The sequence below is a fragment of the Herbihabitans rhizosphaerae genome (assembly GCF_004216555.1).
In the GTDB taxonomy this organism is placed as follows: Bacteria; Actinomycetota; Actinomycetes; order Mycobacteriales; family Pseudonocardiaceae; genus Herbihabitans; species Herbihabitans rhizosphaerae.
Genome location: NZ_SGWQ01000006.1, coordinates 56,903 through 74,637 on the forward strand (window position 1 = coordinate 56,903; position 17,735 = coordinate 74,637).

Here is a 17,735-nt window from a genome sequence, read left to right on the forward strand (position 1 = left end):
GGTCGAGGTTACGGCAGCAACAGGTTCACATCGCCGAACTCGTGCCACAGGTAGCCCTCCGCGACCGCCTCGGCGTAGACCCGTTCCAACAGCCCGAACCCGGCGACCGCGGCCAGCATGTCCAAATGAGACGCTCGCGGCTCGTGGAACCCGGTGAGCAGGCCGTCCACCGCGCGCACCCCGCGCTCCGGCGTGACCACCAGCTCGGTCCAGCCGGACGCGGCGCGCACCACGCCGTCCTCGCCGGTCGCCGTCTCCAGCGCGCGCACCGCCGTGGTGCCGATCGCGATCACCCGACCGCCGGCCGCGCGCGCCTGGTTGACCACCCGCGCGGTGTGCTCGGACACCGCGTACCGCTCCGGGTACGGGCGCTCGTGCGCCTCCGGTGAGGCGACGCCGGTGTGCAGCAGCAGCGGCGCGAACTCGACGCCGGCCGACACCAGCCGGGTGACCACCGCGTCGGTGAACGGGCGGGCCGCGCTGGGCATCTCGGCGCTGCCCGGGGTCGTGGCGAACACGCTCTGGTAGAACGACAGCGGCCACGGCCGGCGCACGTAGCCGTACCGGATCGGCGAGCCGAAGTGCCGCAGGAACGACCGCACGCCGAGCACCGTTCCGGTGTCCACGTCGGCCTCCCACAGCCGGCCGGTCGAGAACGGCTCGCGCAGCGTGACCGAGCCGCCGCCGGGCAGCGGGTAGCGGTCGCCGGCCATGCCCTCGACGTACTGGGCGGTGGCCTTGCCGTCGGACCGTCGCAGCTCGATCAGCCACCGGCCGTGCGCGAGCTCGGTGGAGAAGTGCACCACCAGCCCGCTGCCCACGACTCCGACCGCGGCGGGCAGGGTCGCCGAGGTGTTGACCACCAGCACGTCGCCGGGTTTCAGCAGGCTCGGCAGCTCGGTGAACCGGTGGTGGCTCACCCGTCCGGTCGCCGCCGAGCCGGCCAGCAGCCGCACGCCGTCCCGCTCCAGCCCGCGCGCCTCCGGTGGCGCGGGCGCCTCCAGTTCGGCGGGCAGGGTGAATTCCAGTGTCTTCATGATTCGCTCCAGACCATCACGTGCGCGCCGGCGGGGCCGCCGCGCAGTTCGAATCCGTAGTGGCCGCGCGGGTAGGTGTGCGGCCGGTGCACGATGTCCTCATCGGACGGGCTCCAGCGGATGAACAGCTCGTCGACCTCGCGGACGCTGGACAGCTCGAAGGCAAGCGGCACAACGGTTTCCGGCTGTGATCCCATCTGGGGCGAGACGAACTCCAGGTAGGCGCCGTCGGCAACGCGCAGCACCGCGCCGTGCTCGCCGTCGCGCCGCCATTCGTCCACTTGCGACAGTCCGATGTGGTCGGTGAAGTACCGAACCGCACTGTCCACATCGGACACCTGGTACGGCAGCCAGAGCGCGTTCGGGCTCATGGCGCGACCAACAGATCGGCCAGCCGCACCCGGCCGGACACCGGCTTGTCGGCGAGCAGTCGCAGGAACGCCGGCAGCACGGTCTCCGGCAGCGGCCGGTCGGAGATGTCCTCGCCGGGGAAGGCGTCCTGGTGCATCCGGGTGCGCAGGTCGCCCGGGTCCACCCACCAGACCCGCACGCCGGGCTCCTCGGCGGACAGCACGTTGCTGGCCTGCTCCAGCGCCGCCTTGGCCGAGCCGTATCCGCCCCAGCCCTCGTACGGCTCGCGCGCCGCGTCGGAGGTGATGTTGACCAGCGCGCCGGACCGCTCGCGCAGGCCGGGCAGCACCAGCTGGGTGAGCGCGAGCGGGGCGAGCACGTTCGCCTCGTACACATCGCGCAGCACGTCCAGCGGGTACTGGGCCAGCGACGGCTGCGGGCTCGGGCCGAGGATGCCGGCGTTGTTCACCAGCAGGTCGGCTCCGCCGAGCCGGTCGGCGGCCTCGACGAGCGCGAACCGGTGCGCGGCGACCGTCACGTCGCCCTGGACCGTGGTCACCTCGCCGTCGATGGTGGCCGCCGCGGCGTTCAACGCGGCGCCGTCCCGCCCGTCCACGACGAGCTTCCACCCGGCTTCGCCCAACCCGGCGGCCAGAGCGAGTCCGAGCCCCCGGGACGCCCCGGTGATGATCGCGACCGACATGGCAAACCTCCTGATTACTTGATGTATGCCACGACGCTATGCCGGCACGGCGTCCCCGCCATCGGGCTCGAGGCGCGATCGACCTACGACCTTCGACCTACGCCGCACGACGCGGTGCGAACGCGCGAGTCCCGCGCTCAGACACGGTGAGTCCCGCGCTCAGGCACGCCCGAACGCGGGACTCGCTGGTGCAGGGCGCGGGACTCGCGGGCGGGTACCGTCCACGGTGTGGAACGGTTCGGGCGGGACGAGCTGCGCGAGATCAGTGCCGCGGTACTCGCGGTCACCGCGCACCTGTCCGTGCGCGACGTGCTGCGCACGATCCTGGTGTCCGCGCGCCGGCTGCTGGACGCGCGCTACGCCGCACTCGGGGTGCCCGACGAACAGGGCTCGTTCCAGGAATTCCTGGCCGACGGGATCTCCGACGAACAGTGGGAGGCGATCGGCCCGGTCCCCCGCCAGCACGGCCTGCTCGGCGTGATGCTGTCCGACCCCAACCCGGTGCGCCTGGACGACATCCGGGCGCACCCCCAGTTCGGGTGGTGGCCGGACGCGCACCCGGTGCTCGCCGACTTCCTCGGCATGCCGATCGTGGACGGCGAGGAGATCCTCGGCGAGATCTTCCTGGCCAACAAGCGCACCCCGGGCGGGTTCACCGAGGACGACCAGGAGCTGCTCCGGCTGCTCGCGTCGCACGCGGCGATCGCCCTGGTCAACGCGCGGCTCTACGAGCGCAGCCGGGAACTGTCCATCGTTGAGGAACGCACCAGGATCGCCCGCGAACTGCACGACGCCGTGACCCAGAAGCTGTTCAGCCTGCGCCTGACCGCCGACGCGGCCGCCCAACTGGTGGCGCAGGACCCGGAGCGGGCCGTCGCCGAACTGGAGAACGTGCGCACGCTGGCCGCCGAGGCGTCCGCCGAACTGCGCTCGGTGGTGATCGGCATGCGGTCCGCGGATCTCGCCGGCGACGGGCTGGACGTGGCGCTGCGCAAGCAGGTCGAGCTGCTGGACCGGGTGCACGACGCGACGATCACCTTCACCGCGGGCACGGTCTGCCGGCTGTCCCCGGTACAGGAGGCGGCCGCCTACCGGATCGCCCAGGAGGCGTTGCACAACGCGCTGCGGCACGCCGACGCCGCCACCGTCCACGTGCGACTGTCCACAGTGGACAGCAAGTTCACCCTGGAGATCGCCGACGACGGGACCGGGTTCGACCCGGCCAAGGCCGAGGAGTCCGCGCGCCGGCTCGGCATCTCCTCCATGCGCGAGCGCGCGCGAACCGCGGGCGGCAAGCTGGCCGTCGCGTCCACCCCGGGCGAGGGCACCACGGTGCGGCTGGAGGTGCACTGTGGATAACAACATCAAGGTGCTCGTCGTGGACGACCATCCCGTTGTGCGACAAGGGCTTCGCACGTTCCTGGACCTGCAGCCGGACATCACCGTGGTCGGCGAGGCCGGCGACGGATCGTCGTGTGTGGAGGCGACCGAGCGGCTGCGCCCGGACGTCGTGCTGCTGGACCTGATGATGCCCGGCGTGGACGGCGTGACCGCGCTCCGCGAACTCCGCGAACGGCGGATCAGTACCAAGGTCCTGGTGATCACCAGCTACACCGACCCGGCCGCCGTGCTCCCCGCGATGCGGGCCGGCGCGGCCGGTTACGTCTACAAGGACGTCGACCCGCCGGCACTCGCCGCGGCGATCCGATCCGTGCACGCCGGGCACGTACTGATGCACCCCGACGTGCTCAGCGCGCTGGCCGCCGGCGAGCCGACACCGCCCGCCGCACGCCTGACCGCGCGGGAGACCGAGGTGCTGGGGATCCTGGCCCGCGGCCGGTCCAACCGCGAGATCGCCCGCGCGCTGAACCTGTCGGAGAAGACCGTGAAGACGCACGTGAGTGCGATCCTGACCAAGCTGGATCTATCCGATCGCACACAGGCCGCACTGTTCGCGGTGCGCAATGGTTTGGTCGACACCTGATCAGCGCTCCTGCCAGTCCAGGATGCTCGTGTGCAGCTCACGCATGCGAGGGGTCGGCTCGACGCCGAGTTCGGTCACCAGCAGGTGCCGCCAGTCGTTGTAGACGAGCAGCGCGTCGGCGACCCGCCCGGACTTCGCCAACGCGATCATCAGCGCGGCGCGGAGCTTCTCCCGCAGCGGGTGCCGCTGGACGAGGTCGACCAGCTCTGGCACCAGTCGCTGATGCTGGCTCAGGGAGAGCTCGGCGTCGATGCAGTCCTCCATCGCCGCCAGCCGGAGCTCGCTCAGCCAGGTGTCGGCCCGTCGCACGATCGGCGCGGTGAGCTCGGGCTGCACCGTGCCCTCCCAGTCCTGCAGCGTGGCGCGCATCAGCCGGACACCGGACAGGGGTTGTCCTCCGGTCAGCAGCACCCGCGCCGAGCCGATCTGGTTGCGCGCCCGATCCAGGTCCAGTTGTCCGGCGCCGACGACGATGCGATACCCGGCGCCCACCGTCTGTATCGGTGAGGCGATCCGCTCGGACACCTCGCACATCTTGCGCCGCAGCCGCGAGATCAGGTCCTGCACCCGCGCGCGGGCCGAGGTCGGCGGCTCGTCGTCCCACAAACCCTCGACGAGTTGATCGACGGTGACAACACGGTTGGCATCGAGCAACAACGCGATCAGCATTGCCCGCTCCTGCGGAGGTCCGAGCGACAGCCATCGAGTTCGCGCGAACTCCACACGTAACGAACCGAGCAGAAAATACGACCAACCATCGGCGCAATCTCTGCCCGCGGCCGGATCCATGACGCTTTTCCCCACAGCCATGGCCTGTCCCCCTGGCACTTATCTTTCCCTCAGTGAAACCCATCGTCACATCGCGAAGCATCCGCGTGTACCTCCGAACGAGGGACGTGAACGATCGTGCCTGAAACGAAATAAAGAATCCCGCTCTCGCCGTTGTCGGTGAGAGCGGGACATTCCATCGGCTGTTCGGGTTAAGCCTGGCCGCGCACCCAGGCGGTGCATCCGACACCGCTCAGGCACACCCTCAGCAAGACGTACTTGCCCTCCGCGATCTCCAGGTTGCGGTGACCGCAGCCCGCCGAGGCGCCGTTGCCGTCGGCGACCGAGGCCCGCACGGCCCCGTCCCAGTACAACTGCGAGGTCACGGTTCGCCCGTCCGCGCTGCGGTCGCAGGCGTACAGGTGCTCGCCGTAGGAGTAGAAGTAGCCCTGCCCGCGGAGCACGCCCCCGGAGTAGGCGTTGATCTGAACGTCGATCGCCTGGATGCCGGGCGCCTCACCCGGCACGGCGGTCGTCGCCGACGACTCGGCCACATCCTGGGCCGCCGCGGTGTCCGCGCCGGCCGAACTCCCTCCCGCGAACATCAGCGCAATGGCGATGACGGTCGCGGCGATCCCCGCCACAATAGATCGAATGTATTTCATGTTCCCTCGCTCACTATTAGTCGGTTATCCGGGGGCGGAACGACCCCCATAATTGGATAACCCCCGCCGCTATGCGCCCGCTCTGTTTCGCCTATGCGGCGCGACTCGCGCGGTTGTCACCGATCGCATAAAAGACTCTTCCGCCGCCGCGAGTCCCACCCTCCGCGCGCCGAGTTGGTGGGACTCGGCGTCCTGGAGGTGGGACTCGCGCGGAGGGGGCGCTAGTCTCGCGGCGTGAACGAGGTGCCGGACCCGAGCCAACTGCGGGCGTCGAACGCTGACCGCGAGCGTGTCGCGAAGATCCTGAACAACGCCATGGCGGAGGGCAGGCTGACCGTCAGCGAACTCGAGGAGCGGCTGGACGCCGTCTACTCCGCCAAGACGATCGGCGAACTGGGGCCGCTCACCCACGACCTGCCCGCCGGCCATTCGCCGGCGGTGCGTGGGGAAACGCACCTCGCGGTGCCGCAGGCCGGCGCGATCGACCGGATCGGCGGCGAGCCGACGTCCAAGTCCTCGATCGCCTTCATGTCCTCGGCCGACCGCAAGGGGCCGTGGGTCGTGCCACCGAGCTACAGCGTCGTGGCGATCATGGGCGGCAGCGCCATCGACCTGACCCACGCGCGCTTCGCCGAGCACGAGACCACGATCAACGTGTTCACCTGGTGGGGCGGTGTGGAGATCTACGTGCCGGACGACATCACCGTGCACGTCACCGGCAGCGGATTCATGGGCGCGTTCGACGACAGGGCGCACCAGCAGGTCGGCCCGCCCGGCGCGCCGGTGGTCAAGATCACCGGCCTGGCGATCATGGCCGGCGTGGAGGTCAAGCGCAGCAAGAAGAAGCAGCGCCGGCAGCGGATCGGGGAATAAGAACCGGCCATCACCGGGTGGGCCAGAACCCGGTGACGGCCGGTCGGTGGGGCGCGCCGGGTGGGTTGGCGCGCCCCGGCTCATTCACCCAGCGATCCCGTGTACAGCAACAGGTTCGGCGTGCCGGGCAACGTCCAGCCGATCTTGTCCTTGGTCGCACTGTCCACCAGTGCGCGCCGCACGTCCTCCGGCGAGGCGTCGGGATTGCGGGCCAGGTACAGCGCCGCGGCACCGGCCACGTGCGGCGCCGCCATCGACGTGCCGCTCATCGGCCCGCTGCTCCGGTCGTCGGCGAAAGTCGAGGACACGATGTCGGTGCCGGGCGCGATGATGTCGACGCAGTCGCCCCACTGGCTCTCCGCCGAGCGGTGATCCTTCTGGTTGGAGTTGGCGACCGTGATCGCCTCGCGCACGTTGGCCGGGTAGAACGTGCACGCCGGCACGTAGAAGTTGCCGGCGGCGATCGTGTAGGTGATGCCGGAGGCGATCGAGCGGCGCACCGCGTTCTCCAGGGCCGGCGAGCTGCCCGGGTAGCCGAGGCTCATGTTCACCACGGCCGGGCGCTTGGCGTTGGCCGTCACCCAGTCCACCCCGGCCAGCACCGAGTCGCTGGCGACCAGGGTCACGCCGCAGCTCTGCACGCGGACCGACACGATCCGCGCGGCGGGGGCCACGCCGAAGGTCTTGCCGGCCACCGTGCCGGCGACGTGCGTGCCGTGCCCGCAGGCGTCGCTCGCGTCCGGGTCGTTGTCCACGAAGTCCCAGCCGGACGTGGCGCGGCCCTCGAACTCCTCGTGGGTGAGCCGCACGCCGGAGTCCAGGATGTACGCGGTGACACCGGCACCGCCGTCGCGCGGCCGGGCGGAGTCGCCGTCCAGCGGAAGATCGCGCTGGTTGACCCGGTCGAGGCCCCAACTCGACACGGCGGACCTGGTCGCCTGTCGCGCGGGTGCGGGCTGGGACGTGGGCTGGGGCGCCTTGACCGTGCGCACCGCCTCGACCGAGGACACCGCGGAGTCCGCGGCCAGGCGCTTGGCCTGGGTCTCCGCCATCCGCGCGGAGAACCCGCGAATCGTCGCGCGGTACCGGTTCTCGACCGTGGCGCCGTACTTCGCGGCGAGCCGGTCGACGGCGTCGGCCGCGGTGTCCTTCAACACGACGACGTACCGCCCGGCGACCGCGCCCTCCGCGCCAGCGTTGACAATGGCCCCCTCGGCGGGAGCGGCGGGCTCGGCGGTGGCGAGCGTGCCACCGATCACGGCCGTCGTGGCGAGCATCGCGGCGCCGGCCAACCACAGCGCGCGACGAGCTGTCTTGCGGTTCATGCCGCGGAGCCTACCAGTTGATGAACGCACATGTTCACAGAACTTCTGGGGCGTACTGTCCGGCGTGGTCGTGGGCGTGCGGTCCTAGACTCGGGGCATGGTTGCCCCTCCGACGGCGTCGGGGCTCACGCCCGAGTTCGCCGACGTCACCCGTGACGAGTCGAGCCTGCGCCGTTTCCTGCACGGGCTGCCCGGAGTCGATCAGGTGGGCGTGGAACAACGCGCGGCCGGCCTCGGCACCCGCAGCATCAAGAAGGCCAGCAAGCTCTGGGCGATCGACACCGCCATCTCCATGGTCGACCTGACCACGCTCGAGGGCGCCGACACGGTCGGCAAGGTCCGCTCGCTGTGCGCCAAGGCGCGCCGGCCGGACCCGGACCGCCCGGAGGTGCCGAAGGCCGCCGCCGTCTGCGTCTACCCCGACCTGGTGGAGACCGCGGTCAGGGCACTGGCGGGCAGCGGCGTGGGCGTGGCGAGCGTGGCCACCGCGTTCCCCAGCGGACGGTCCAGCATGCGGGTCAAGATCGCCGACACGGAGCTGGCCGTGGCGGCCGGTGCGTCCGAGGTGGACATGGTGATCGACCGGGGCGCCTTCCTGTCCGGGCGCTACGGGCAGGTGTTCGACGAGATCGCCACGATCAAGCACGCCTGCGGGGACGCGCACTTGAAGGTGATCCTGGAGACCGGCGAGCTGGCCACCTACGACAACGTGCGGCGCGCGTCCTGGCTGGGCTTACTGGCCGGCGGTGACTTCATCAAGACCTCGACCGGCAAGGTGTCGCCGGCCGCGACGCTGCCCGTCACGCACGTGATGCTGCAGGCCGTGCGCGACTGGCACGACTCGACCGGCGAGCTGCGCGGCGTGAAACCCGCCGGCGGCATCCGGACGACCAAGGACGCGATCCGCTATCTGGTCGCCGTGCACGAGGTCGCCGGCCCGGAATGGCTGTCCCCCGAGCTTTTCCGGTTCGGCGCGTCCAGCCTCCTCAACGACCTGCTGATGCAGCGGCGCACCCAACTGGACGGCCACTACAGCGGCCCCGACTACGTGACGGTGGACTGATGACTACGTGGGAGTACGCCCCGGCGCCCGAGAACCGGGACATCGCGAACCTCAAGCCGAACTACCGCATGTTCGTCGACGGTGAGTTCACCGAGGGCACCGGCGAGCCGCTGAAGACGGTCAACCCGGCCACCGAGGAGGTGCTGGCCGAAGTCAGCACCGCCTCCACGTCCGACGTGGACCGCGCGGTGAAGGCGGCCCGGCGCGCCCACGACCGGGTGTGGGGCAAGATGCCCGGCGCCGAGCGGGCCAAGTACGTGTACCGGATCGCGCGCATGATCGCCGAGCGCGCCCGTGAGCTGGCCGTGCTGGAGAGCCTGGACAACGGCAAGCCGATCAAGGAGTCGCGCGACGTCGACGTGCCGCTGGCCTCGGCGCACTTCTTCCACCACGCCGGCTGGGCGGACAAGCTGTCCTACGCGGGGTACGGGCCGGATCCGCGCCCGGTCGGCGTTGCCGGTCAGGTGATCCCGTGGAACTTCCCGCTGCTGATGGCGGCCTGGAAGATCGCGCCGGCGCTGGCCTGCGGCAACACCGTGGTGCTCAAGCCGGCGGAGACCACGCCGCTGACCGCGCTGGTGCTCGCCGAGATCGTCCAGCAGGCGGATCTGCCGCCGGGCGTGGTCAACATCCTGCCGGGCGCGGGCGACGTGGGCGCGGCCGTGGTGGAGCACCCCGGCGTGGACAAGGTGGCGTTCACCGGGTCCACCGACGTCGGCAAGATCATCCAGCGGGCGATCGCCGGCACCGGTAAGAAGCTGACCCTGGAGCTGGGCGGCAAGGCGGCCAACGTGGTGTTCGACGACGCGCCGCTGGACCAGGCCGTCGAGGGCATCGTGAACGGGATCTTCTTCAACCAGGGGCACGTGTGCTGCGCCGGGTCGCGGCTGCTGGTGCAGGAGTCGGTGGCCGACGAGCTGCTGGAGAAGTTGCGCGCCAGGGTGTCCACGCTGCGCGTCGGCGATCCGCTGGACAAGAACACCGACGTCGGCGCGATCAACTCCGCCGAGCAGCTGCGCAAGATCACCGACCTGGTGGCGTCCGGCGAGGCGGAGGGCGCCGAGCGGTGGACCAGCGCGTGTCCGTTGCCGGACAAGGGTTTCTTCTTCGCGCCGACCGTGTTCTCCGGTGTCTCCCAGGCGATGCGGATCGCGCGGGAGGAGATCTTCGGGCCGGTGCTGTCCGTGCTCACCTTCCGCACGCCCGAGGAGGCCGTGGCCAAGGCGAACAACACGCCGTACGGGCTGTCCGCCGGGATCTGGACGGACAAGGGCTCGCGAATCCTGTGGATGGCGCAGAAACTGCGCGCCGGCGTGGTGTGGGCCAACACGTTCAACCGGTTCGATCCCACCGCGCCGTTCGGTGGTTATCAGGAGTCTGGCTTCGGTCGCGAGGGCGGCCGCGTGGGACTGGAGGCGTACCTCGATGTCTGACCGTATGTCGGTCTTGAAGACCTACAAACTCTTCATCGGGGGCGCCTTTCCCCGCTCGGAGTCCGGCCGCTCGTACCCGGTGAACGATCACCGGGGCAACTTCCTGGCCAACGCGGCGCAGGCGTCCCGCAAGGACGTGCGCGAGGCGGTAACCGCCGCACGCAAGGCTTTTCCTGGTTGGTCGGGCGCCACCGCGTACAACCGGGGGCAGGTGCTCTACCGGGTCGCCGAGCTGCTGGAGGGCCGGCGCGAGCAGTTCATCGCCGAGGTCGCCGCGAGCGAGGGCGTCCAGGCCAAACGCGCACAGTCCATTGTGGACGGTGCGATCGACAGGTGGGTCTGGTACGCCGGGTGGACCGACAAGCTGGCCATGGTGTTCGGCTCCAGCAACCCGGTCGCCGGCCCGTACTTCAACTTCACCATGCCGGAGCCGACCGGCGTGGCCGGCGTGCTGGCCCCGCAGCAGTCCTCGCTGCTCGGGTTGGTCAGCGTGCTCGCGCCGGTGATCGCCACCGGCAGCACGGCCGTCGTGGTGTCCAGCCTGGACCGCCCGCTGCCGGCGATCACGCTGTCGGAGGTGCTCGCCACGTCGGACGTGCCGGGCGGCGTGGTCAACATCCTGACCGGGCGCGCGGCCGAGTTGGGGCCGTGGCTGGCGTCGCACGCGGACGTGAACGCGATCGACCTGACCGGCGCGCCCGAGTCGATGCGCGCGGACCTGGAGCGGGCCGCGGCCGGCACGGTCAAGCGGGTACTGCGCGCGCCGTCGTCGGAGCCGGACTGGACGAGGGCGCCGGACATTTCTCGGTTGAAGCGGTACCTGGAGCACAAGACCGTGTGGCATCCTGTGGGCGTGTGAACACCCGTGTTCTCCATTCACCCACAGGCGGACCGATGGAACCAATACAGGGCTTCGACGTCGACACCTCGGCGCTGACCGGCTACTCCAGGAGTGTCACCCCGCTGGCCGACGAGCTGAGCGCCGCGGCAGGCGAGCACCTCACCGGCTTCACCGAGGGCGCGTTCTCGCTGGTCGGCGTGCACTCCGGGTTCACCAGCCAGCTCGCGGCGGCGATCGAGCGGCACAACGCCGAGGTCACCGGGCACGCCTCGGCGATCGCCGGCATGGCGGCCGCAGTCGGGCAGACCGGCACGCACTACGACGTCCAGCAGGCCGGCCACAGCCAGACCTTCGGCGCGATCGGCGGTGAGCGCGCGTGACCTCCCCGATCATTCCGCTGGTCGAGGCGCTCGGGCAGGCCGCCGTCACCGCGTCGCGGCAGTTGCTCACCAACGACGACGCGATCGACACGCTCGGCGCGGCCCAGCGCCAGGTGCGGGACACCGTGTCCCGCGTGGCCACCGACGTCGGCAACCAGACCGCCGGGCTCGCCCAGATGTGGACCGGCCAGGCCAGCGGCCGCCAGCAGACCGACGGCGCCGCGCTGGACGGAATCGCGCGGCAGCTCACGGCCAACAGCACGACGATCCAGGGCGCGATCGGCCAGGGCTTCGAGATCCTCAAGGGCGCGCAGGTCACCAACGTCGCGGACTTCGAGACGTTCAAGCAGCGCGCGGTCAACATCCTGATGGCGGCGCAGGCGGCGGCGTTCACCAATCCGTTCGGCGCCGCGATGAAGCTCGGCGAGCTGATCACGCTCGGCGGGGAGCTGGCCGGCAAGGTGTCCGGCAACCTGCGGGGCACCGTGCAGCAGCTCACCGGCGTGGGCCAGAAGCTGCTCGGCGACCTCGGCATGGGTGGCACCACACCGCAGCAGAACGGCTCCCCCGGCACCCCGCCCGAGGCGTACAACGGCGCGCCGCAGAACAACGCGCCACCGCCCAGCGGAGCCGGCGCGCAGGCCGTGGAGAACGCCAAGAAGTTGCTCGGCATGCCGTACGTGTGGGGCGGCAAGGACCCGAACCGCGACGGCGGCGTGGACTGCAGCGGCCTGGTCACCTGGGCGTACGGGCAGGCCGGCGTGGACGTGCCCGGCCCGGCGCAGAGTCAGGACATCGGCACACAGGTGAGCAAGGAGGACCTGCAGCCGGGCGACCTGCTCGTCTGGGAGGGTGGCGAGGCCGGCGGTCACGTGGCGATCTACGCCGGCGACGGGCAGCTCATCGAGGCCGGCGATCCGGTGCAGATGGGCCCGCTGCGGGAGACCAACATGGCCGGCCAGACCTTCCGCGGCTACTGGCGGCCCACGGCGTAGCCATGTCCGAGAACCCCGAACGCCGGCGGATTTTGCCCGAGCTGTCGGACACGGCGTAGCCGGCCATGGAGATCGACATCACGCGGGAGAGCGCCGCGGTCGCCGAACGGGTCGAGCGGGTCACCGACACCGTGCGGGAACGCATGGATCAGGCCGGCCCGCTCGCCGGCTCGGCCAAGTCGCCCGACGGCACGATCTCGGTGACCGTGGCGCCCGGCGGCCTGATCACCGGGATCACGCTCACCGAAGCGGCACTGGCGGGCGGCTCCACCGAGCTGGCGCGCAACATCAGCAAGCTCGTCGAACGGGCGACCAGGCGTGCCGGTGACGCCGTGTACCGCGCGCTCGCCCCCGCGCTGCCCGCCGGCGCGCTCGGCGAGCTGGCGTCGCTCGGCTACGTCCGCTACGACGAGGACGACGGCGACGCCGGAGACGACTACCGGTCGCCGATCATTCCCCCTGACAAGGTGTAACCGTTTTCCCACGGTGTGACCCGCGTTGTTCTAATCTTGTACCGGCGCGTGGGGATCCGATGGGGGCCGGTGTACGTCACACCCGGGTCAGGGAGGGACACATGAACGATCCGCATCATCGGCGGCCGAGCAACCAAGGCTACGACGTCGACACCGATGCGCTCACCGACTACGCCAGGCGCACCAACCCCGTCTCCGACGAGGTGCGCGGCGCGGCCGGGATGACCGGAGCCGATTTCGACGACTACGCGTTCTCCAAGATCGGCAGCGAGGTCGGCCTGTCCTCGGCGCTGCGGGACGCCAACCAGCGCCAGCGCGACGACCTCGCCGGCCTGTCCACGAACATGGACAACATCGCGCAGGCCGTGCACAACACCGGCGTGAACTACACCGACCGCGAGGACCAGGGCCGCCAGGCGCTGCGCCGCGCCGCCAGGGAGGAATGAGCGTGGCACCGCCCAACGCAGGACCGGTGCTCGCGCCGCTCGTGGAGCCGGGCGCCACCGCCCAGACCCACCTGCGCACCGACAACGGTGGCATCAACGCCGTCAAGGACGCGCACGGCAACGTGGTGACCCGCCTCGACGGCACGCAACAGGTGGTCAACACCAACAACCAGAACGTCAACGCCAACTGGCAGGGCCAGGGCGCCGACCGGGCCGTCGGCGACCAGCAGTCGCAGGGCGGCCAGTTCCGCGACATCAGCACGTACAGCACGCAGGTGCAGAGCGCGGTCCAGGAAGCGTCGGGCATCCTGCAGGTCGGCCAGAACACCAACCAGCAGGCGATCCACGACTTCATGAACCGGGCGGCGCCGATCATGGAGGCGGCGGCCGGCCTGCGCGCGGCGGGCAAGCACGCCGACGCCGCCGCGAAGCTGTCCGACCTGGCCAAGCTGGCCGACGACTTCAACGGCCAGGTCAAGATCAACCTCAAGGACGTGCAGGGCCAGCTCACCGGCGTCGTCGACAAGATCAACGGTGCCGGCGGCAACCGGCCCAAGAGCGGTGGCGGCGGTACCCGCACGCCGTCCGCGTACACCCAGGGCGGCGGGGGCGGCCGGAGCGGTGGCAGCAGCGGGGGCGGAGGCGGCGCGGCGTCCAAGAAGCGCCTGCCGGCGGCGATCCCGATGCAGCCCGGCACCGGCGTGAAGGTCAACCTTCCGGACGGCAGCACGGTCGAGGCGCCGAACGAGACGGCCGCGAAGGCGGTGCGCGCGGCGCTCACCCAGCTCGGCGTGCCGTACGTGTGGGGCGGCACCTCTCCCGGTCAGGGTCTGGACTGCAGCGGTCTGACCCAGTACGCCTACGGCGAGGGCGGCATGGACCTCCCGCGCACCTCGCGCGAGCAGGACATCGGCGCGGAGGTGCCGAACGCGGATTCCCTGCTGCCCGGCGATCTGGTGTGCTGGGAAGGCCATGTGGCCATGTACATCGGCAACGGGCAGATCGTCGAAGCGGGCGACCCGGTGCAGACCGGGCCGCTGCGCACGACGAACTCTGGTATGCCTTTCGTGGGCTTCTACCGCCCCACTGGCTGACGGAGGAACACGTGGAGATCGACATCGAGCGCGAGATCGCGGCGCTTGACGAGCGGATGGCCCGCGCGGGCGAGCGCGCCGAGCAGCGGGTCGCGTCGCTCGGCAAGCTGTCCGGCACGGCGTCCTCGCCGGACGGCACGATCACGGTCGAGGTGGAGCCGGGCGGGCTACTGTCCGACCTGCGCCTGTCCCCCGCCGCACTGGCCCAGGGCTCGGACTCGTTGGCGCGCAACATCACCGCGCTGGTCGACAAGGCGACCAAGCGGGCCGGCGGCGCGCTGCACAAGGCGCTCGCGCCGACGATGAGCCCGGAGGCGGTCCGCGAGATCGAGTCGCTCGGCTACGTGCCGTACGAGGACGACGAAGAGGACTTCGATCCGGACTACAGCTCCAATCCCTTTGGGGGTCGCATCCGATGAACACAGCAGGGCGAAGCCCTTTCGATGAGAGGGCGGGGGCGGGGCAGAGGATGGTGATCGAGCGGGAGCCGCTGGAGCGCAGTACCGACCAGCTCATCGCCGACATGGACGCCCGGCGCGACGCGCTGGCCCAGGTGGAGCCGGTGCTCAAGAGCACCACCGGCACCGCGCACGATCCGCAGGGCACCGTGCAGATCACCGTTGACGGGCAAGGGAAACTGCTCAAGCTGTACATGCGCCCCGACGCGGTGAAGTGGGGCGCGGACACACTCGCCAAGCTGATCGTGGACGTGGCGCGAGTGGCCCACCAGGACGCCACGCAGAACGCGTACAACAAGCTCGGCCCGCTGCTCGGCGACAACCTCACCTACGCCATCGAGCAACTGTCGGGGCTGCGCGCGCCGGCTCGCCAGGAGACCGAGGGCGGCATCACCGCCGAGGAGTTCCAGGCGAGGCGCGACGAGCGGGTCCGGCACGAATCCCAAGGGACGCAACAGGTTTCCCCGTCGTCCGCGGCGGATGACGACTACGACCTGGACACCTTCGACGCCTCGATGCTCCGGTCGGACCGGTAGCCGTCAGGGCCGGACCAGGGCCTCGGTGACGATCCTGGCCGTCTTGTCCTCGGCGGACGGGCTCACCAGGGCTCCCGGGCGGAGCAGGACGACCACGGTGCCCGAGCCGGGGTCGACCTGGACGGTCTGACCGCCGAGCCCCTGGGCCCAGTACATGTCCTGCGGCGCCCCCGGAACGATCTGGGTGTGCGGCGCGTTCGCGCTGTCCTCGTGAGTCCAGGCCTTCGTCACGCCGGCGACCGGGCCGAGGCGGTTGAGCCACCAGAGGTACCCGTACGCGGTGGTGATGTCCTGGGAGGGCTTTCCGGTGGCCTCGGCGACCCACTGCTCGGGCACGACCTGAGTGTCGCGCCAGTGTCCGTTGCGTAGGAACAGATAGCCGAACCGGGCCATGTCCTGGCAGGTCGACTGCACGCCCATGAACGTGTTGGTGTTGCCCGCCTGGTCCTTGGTCATGGTCGAGTTCTTCATGCCCAGCGGCTCGAGGAGTTTCTTCTGGGCGTAGTCGACGGGCTCCTCTCCGGTCGCCCCGTGCAGCACGTCGTCCAGCGTCTGGATGGCGGTGTTGTTGTAGGCCCACACGTCGTTGGGAGGGACGTCCTGGGGTACCGAGACGGCGTAGCCGGTTCGGTCCGACGCCCCGAAGACCGCCCCGGCGTCGTCCAGGGCGCCCGTCCAATGCCGGCCGGAGTCGTTGCTCAGCAGGTCCTTGACCGTGACACCGTCCGAGGGCGTGCCCACCCAGGGGGCAAGGTACTTCGACGCCTTGTCCTCGATGCTGAGCTTCTGCTCGGCCGCCGCGATTCCGACCAGGGTGCTCGAGACCGACTTGGTCACCGACCACACTTCCTGCTTGGAGTCGGGCCCGGTGCCGTTCCAGTACCACTCGGCGACCAGCCGCCCGTGCCGGATGACCGCCAGGCAGTTCGACTTGTCCGCCTTCAACTCCTCGGCGATCTGTTCGAGCTTGGCGGGGTCGAACCCGGCCGCGGCGGCGTCACCGCGCTCCCATTCCGCACCCGGATACGGGTCATCATTCGGACCGGCGAAGGCCGAACCGTTCGACGCGACGGCCGCACCGGCCACCAGCGCCGCGACGGCCACTGCGGAAACGACCCTGCGACGAGCAGAAGAAAGCACACCGACCTCCGACCCCGACAGATCACCTCGAAGCAGAGTGGCGGCGACCGGGAAATCGTGTCAACGCGCCGCCGGATTAGTTGTCACGCCTGCGCAGCCCGCGAGTCCCGCGCCCCGCACCGGCGAGTCCCGCGCTCAGGCACCGCGTCGCCGCGCGAAAAAGTTGCGTGGCGGCGGGAAAACTTTCAATCGCGGTGACCGGCGCCGCGGCTAGCGTCAAGCCATGGACCTCGATCTGGAGCGCATCGAACGCGCCGCCACCACCGTGAACCCGGTGTTCCTCAACAGTCCACAGTGGACTGATGACACGCTGGCCGAGGCGCTCGGCCGCCGCGTGCTGGCGAAGCTGGAGACGGCCAACCCGCTGCGCAGCTTCAAGGGCCGCGGCGCGGACTTCGCCGCCGCCGAGTTCGACCCGAGCCGGCCGGTCGTCTGCGCGTCCAGCGGCAACTTCGGCCAGGCGATGGCCTACGCGTGCCGCGCGCGGGGCATCCCGGTCGAGGTGTTCGTGCCGGACGACATCAACCCCGGCAAGCGGGCCAGGATGGAGGCGTTCGGCGCGAAGGTGATCCCCGCCGGCGTGGACGGCAACGCGGCCGGCGAGCGGGCCGTCGAGCACGCCGGGCGGACCGGCGCGCGGTACGTCAAGGACGGCGATCTGGCGGCGATCTCCGAGGGCGCCGGCACCATCGGCGTCGAGCTGCTGCGCGGCGGCACCACGATCGACACGGTGATCGTCCCGGTGGGCGACGGCGCCTTGATCACCGGTGTGGCGCGCTGGGTGAAGGAGCACTCGCCGCACACCAGGATCGTCGGCGTCAGCGCGGTCGGCGCACCCGCGATGGAGCGGAGCTGGCGGGCCGGCGAGCCCCGCCCGACCGAGTCGATCGATACCGTCGCGGAGGGCATCGCGATCCGCACACCGGTGGCGAATTCGGTGGCACGTATGGGAAAACTCGTCGACGACATGGTGCTGGTGGACGACAAGCAGATGTTCGACGCGATGGCCTTGGCGGTCCGCACGATCGGCGTGCTGCTGGAGCCGTCGGGGGCCGCCGGGCTGGCCGCGCTGGCCGTGCACGAGATCCCCGGCGACACGGTGGCGACGGTGCTCACCGGAAGCAATCTGCGGCCCGAACATCTCGGCACAGCCCTGTGATCGCTCCCATA

The 17,735-nt window shown here is 70.6% G+C and carries 21 protein-coding genes; 14 read left to right on the forward strand and 7 right to left on the reverse strand.

Translation table 11 applies throughout. From position 1 onward, the window contains the following. Window positions 1-8 precede the first annotated feature (8 nt). The 3 genes from EV193_RS18640 to EV193_RS18650 are packed head-to-tail and all read right to left on the reverse strand — an operon-like array spanning window position 9 to window position 2,091. Window positions 9-1,037, reverse strand: coding sequence for an S-adenosylmethionine:tRNA ribosyltransferase-isomerase (locus EV193_RS18640; protein WP_130345460.1), 1,029 nt, complete (start codon window positions 1,035-1,037; stop codon window positions 9-11). After that, window positions 1,034-1,408 carry a VOC family protein gene (locus tag EV193_RS18645; protein WP_130345461.1) on the reverse strand — a complete coding sequence of 125 codons (375 nt, stop codon included), beginning with the start codon at window positions 1,406-1,408 and terminating at the stop codon, window positions 1,034-1,036. Before EV193_RS18645 ends, EV193_RS18640 begins: the two co-directional genes overlap by 4 nt. After that, window positions 1,405-2,091: an SDR family oxidoreductase gene (locus EV193_RS18650; RefSeq protein WP_130345462.1), complete on the reverse strand. Its 687-nt coding sequence runs from the start codon at window positions 2,089-2,091 to the stop codon at window positions 1,405-1,407. Before EV193_RS18650 ends, EV193_RS18645 begins: the two co-directional genes overlap by 4 nt. Window positions 2,092-2,319: 228 nt before the next feature. Between EV193_RS18650 and EV193_RS18655 the strand changes: the two genes are divergently transcribed. Continuing rightward, entirely contained in the window at window positions 2,320-3,450 is a 1,131-nt protein-coding gene (locus tag EV193_RS18655) for a GAF domain-containing sensor histidine kinase (RefSeq protein ID WP_130345463.1), read from the forward strand. Continuing rightward, a complete protein-coding gene (locus tag EV193_RS18660; protein ID WP_130345464.1) occupies window positions 3,443-4,075 on the forward strand; it encodes a response regulator in 633 nt (210 codons plus the stop codon). The genes EV193_RS18655 and EV193_RS18660 overlap by 8 nt, the downstream gene beginning before the upstream one ends. Here EV193_RS18660 and EV193_RS18665 read toward each other — a convergent pair whose 3' ends face one another. Both EV193_RS18665 and EV193_RS18670 read right to left on the reverse strand, forming a co-directional pair. Next, the gene (locus tag EV193_RS18665; protein WP_130345465.1) at window positions 4,076-4,885 is read right to left on the reverse strand and encodes a BTAD domain-containing putative transcriptional regulator; all 810 of its coding nucleotides are present in this window, start codon (window positions 4,883-4,885) and stop codon (window positions 4,076-4,078) included. 170 nt (window positions 4,886-5,055) lie between these two features. Next, a complete protein-coding gene (locus EV193_RS18670) occupies window positions 5,056-5,508 on the reverse strand; it encodes a hypothetical protein (RefSeq protein ID WP_130345466.1) in 453 nt (150 codons plus the stop codon). Window positions 5,509-5,742: 234 nt separating this feature from the next. Here EV193_RS18670 and EV193_RS18675 point away from each other — a divergent pair, with 234 nt between their 5' ends. After that, complete coding sequence (locus EV193_RS18675) at window positions 5,743-6,381, forward strand: DUF1707 domain-containing protein (protein WP_130345467.1); 639 nt, start codon at window positions 5,743-5,745, stop codon at window positions 6,379-6,381. 80 nt (window positions 6,382-6,461) lie between these two features. On the opposite strand, the gene EV193_RS18680 is transcribed toward EV193_RS18675, so the two are convergent. Continuing rightward, on the reverse strand, window positions 6,462-7,706 hold the full coding sequence (locus EV193_RS18680) for a S8 family peptidase (protein ID WP_130345468.1): 1,245 nt from the start codon (window positions 7,704-7,706) through the stop codon (window positions 6,462-6,464). Between the two features lie 97 nt (window positions 7,707-7,803). Between EV193_RS18680 and deoC the strand changes: the two genes are divergently transcribed. From deoC to EV193_RS18730, 10 genes are all read left to right on the forward strand, one after another. Next, entirely contained in the window at window positions 7,804-8,769 is a 966-nt protein-coding gene (gene deoC, locus EV193_RS18685) for a deoxyribose-phosphate aldolase (RefSeq protein ID WP_130345469.1), read from the forward strand. Continuing rightward, a complete protein-coding gene (locus EV193_RS18690) occupies window positions 8,769-10,202 on the forward strand; it encodes an aldehyde dehydrogenase family protein (RefSeq protein ID WP_130345470.1) in 1,434 nt (477 codons plus the stop codon). The genes deoC and EV193_RS18690 overlap by 1 nt, the downstream gene beginning before the upstream one ends. Further along, window positions 10,195-11,061, forward strand: coding sequence for an aldehyde dehydrogenase family protein (locus EV193_RS18695; RefSeq protein ID WP_130345471.1), 867 nt, complete (start codon window positions 10,195-10,197; stop codon window positions 11,059-11,061). The genes EV193_RS18690 and EV193_RS18695 overlap by 8 nt, the downstream gene beginning before the upstream one ends. 35 nt (window positions 11,062-11,096) lie before the next feature. After that, a complete protein-coding gene (locus EV193_RS18700) occupies window positions 11,097-11,423 on the forward strand; it encodes a hypothetical protein (protein WP_130345472.1) in 327 nt (108 codons plus the stop codon). Next, complete coding sequence (locus EV193_RS18705) at window positions 11,420-12,418, forward strand: C40 family peptidase (protein WP_207222706.1); 999 nt, start codon at window positions 11,420-11,422, stop codon at window positions 12,416-12,418. The genes EV193_RS18700 and EV193_RS18705 overlap by 4 nt, the downstream gene beginning before the upstream one ends. A 65-nt stretch (window positions 12,419-12,483) precedes the next feature. Further along, window positions 12,484-12,891, forward strand: a complete 408-nt coding sequence (locus tag EV193_RS18710; RefSeq protein ID WP_130345473.1) for a YbaB/EbfC family DNA-binding protein — start codon at window positions 12,484-12,486, stop codon at window positions 12,889-12,891. A gap of 101 nt (window positions 12,892-12,992) precedes the next feature. After that, complete coding sequence (locus EV193_RS18715; protein WP_130345474.1) at window positions 12,993-13,337, forward strand: hypothetical protein; 345 nt, start codon at window positions 12,993-12,995, stop codon at window positions 13,335-13,337. 2 nt (window positions 13,338-13,339) lie between these two features. Then, window positions 13,340-14,431: a C40 family peptidase gene (locus EV193_RS18720; RefSeq protein ID WP_242613493.1), complete on the forward strand. Its 1,092-nt coding sequence runs from the start codon at window positions 13,340-13,342 to the stop codon at window positions 14,429-14,431. 11 nt (window positions 14,432-14,442) lie between these two features. Then, window positions 14,443-14,850, forward strand: coding sequence for a YbaB/EbfC family nucleoid-associated protein (locus EV193_RS18725; protein WP_130345476.1), 408 nt, complete (start codon window positions 14,443-14,445; stop codon window positions 14,848-14,850). Between the two features lie 50 nt (window positions 14,851-14,900). Continuing rightward, a complete protein-coding gene (locus tag EV193_RS18730; protein WP_130345477.1) occupies window positions 14,901-15,425 on the forward strand; it encodes a YbaB/EbfC family nucleoid-associated protein in 525 nt (174 codons plus the stop codon). A 3-nt stretch (window positions 15,426-15,428) separates the two neighbouring features. Here EV193_RS18730 and EV193_RS18735 read toward each other — a convergent pair whose 3' ends face one another. Continuing rightward, window positions 15,429-16,529: a serine hydrolase domain-containing protein gene (locus EV193_RS18735; RefSeq protein ID WP_242613494.1), complete on the reverse strand. Its 1,101-nt coding sequence runs from the start codon at window positions 16,527-16,529 to the stop codon at window positions 15,429-15,431. A 259-nt stretch (window positions 16,530-16,788) separates the two neighbouring features. On the opposite strand from EV193_RS18735, the gene EV193_RS18740 reads away from it, so the two are divergent. Continuing rightward, complete coding sequence (locus EV193_RS18740; RefSeq protein ID WP_130345479.1) at window positions 16,789-17,724, forward strand: threonine ammonia-lyase; 936 nt, start codon at window positions 16,789-16,791, stop codon at window positions 17,722-17,724. Window positions 17,725-17,735 lie beyond the last annotated feature (11 nt).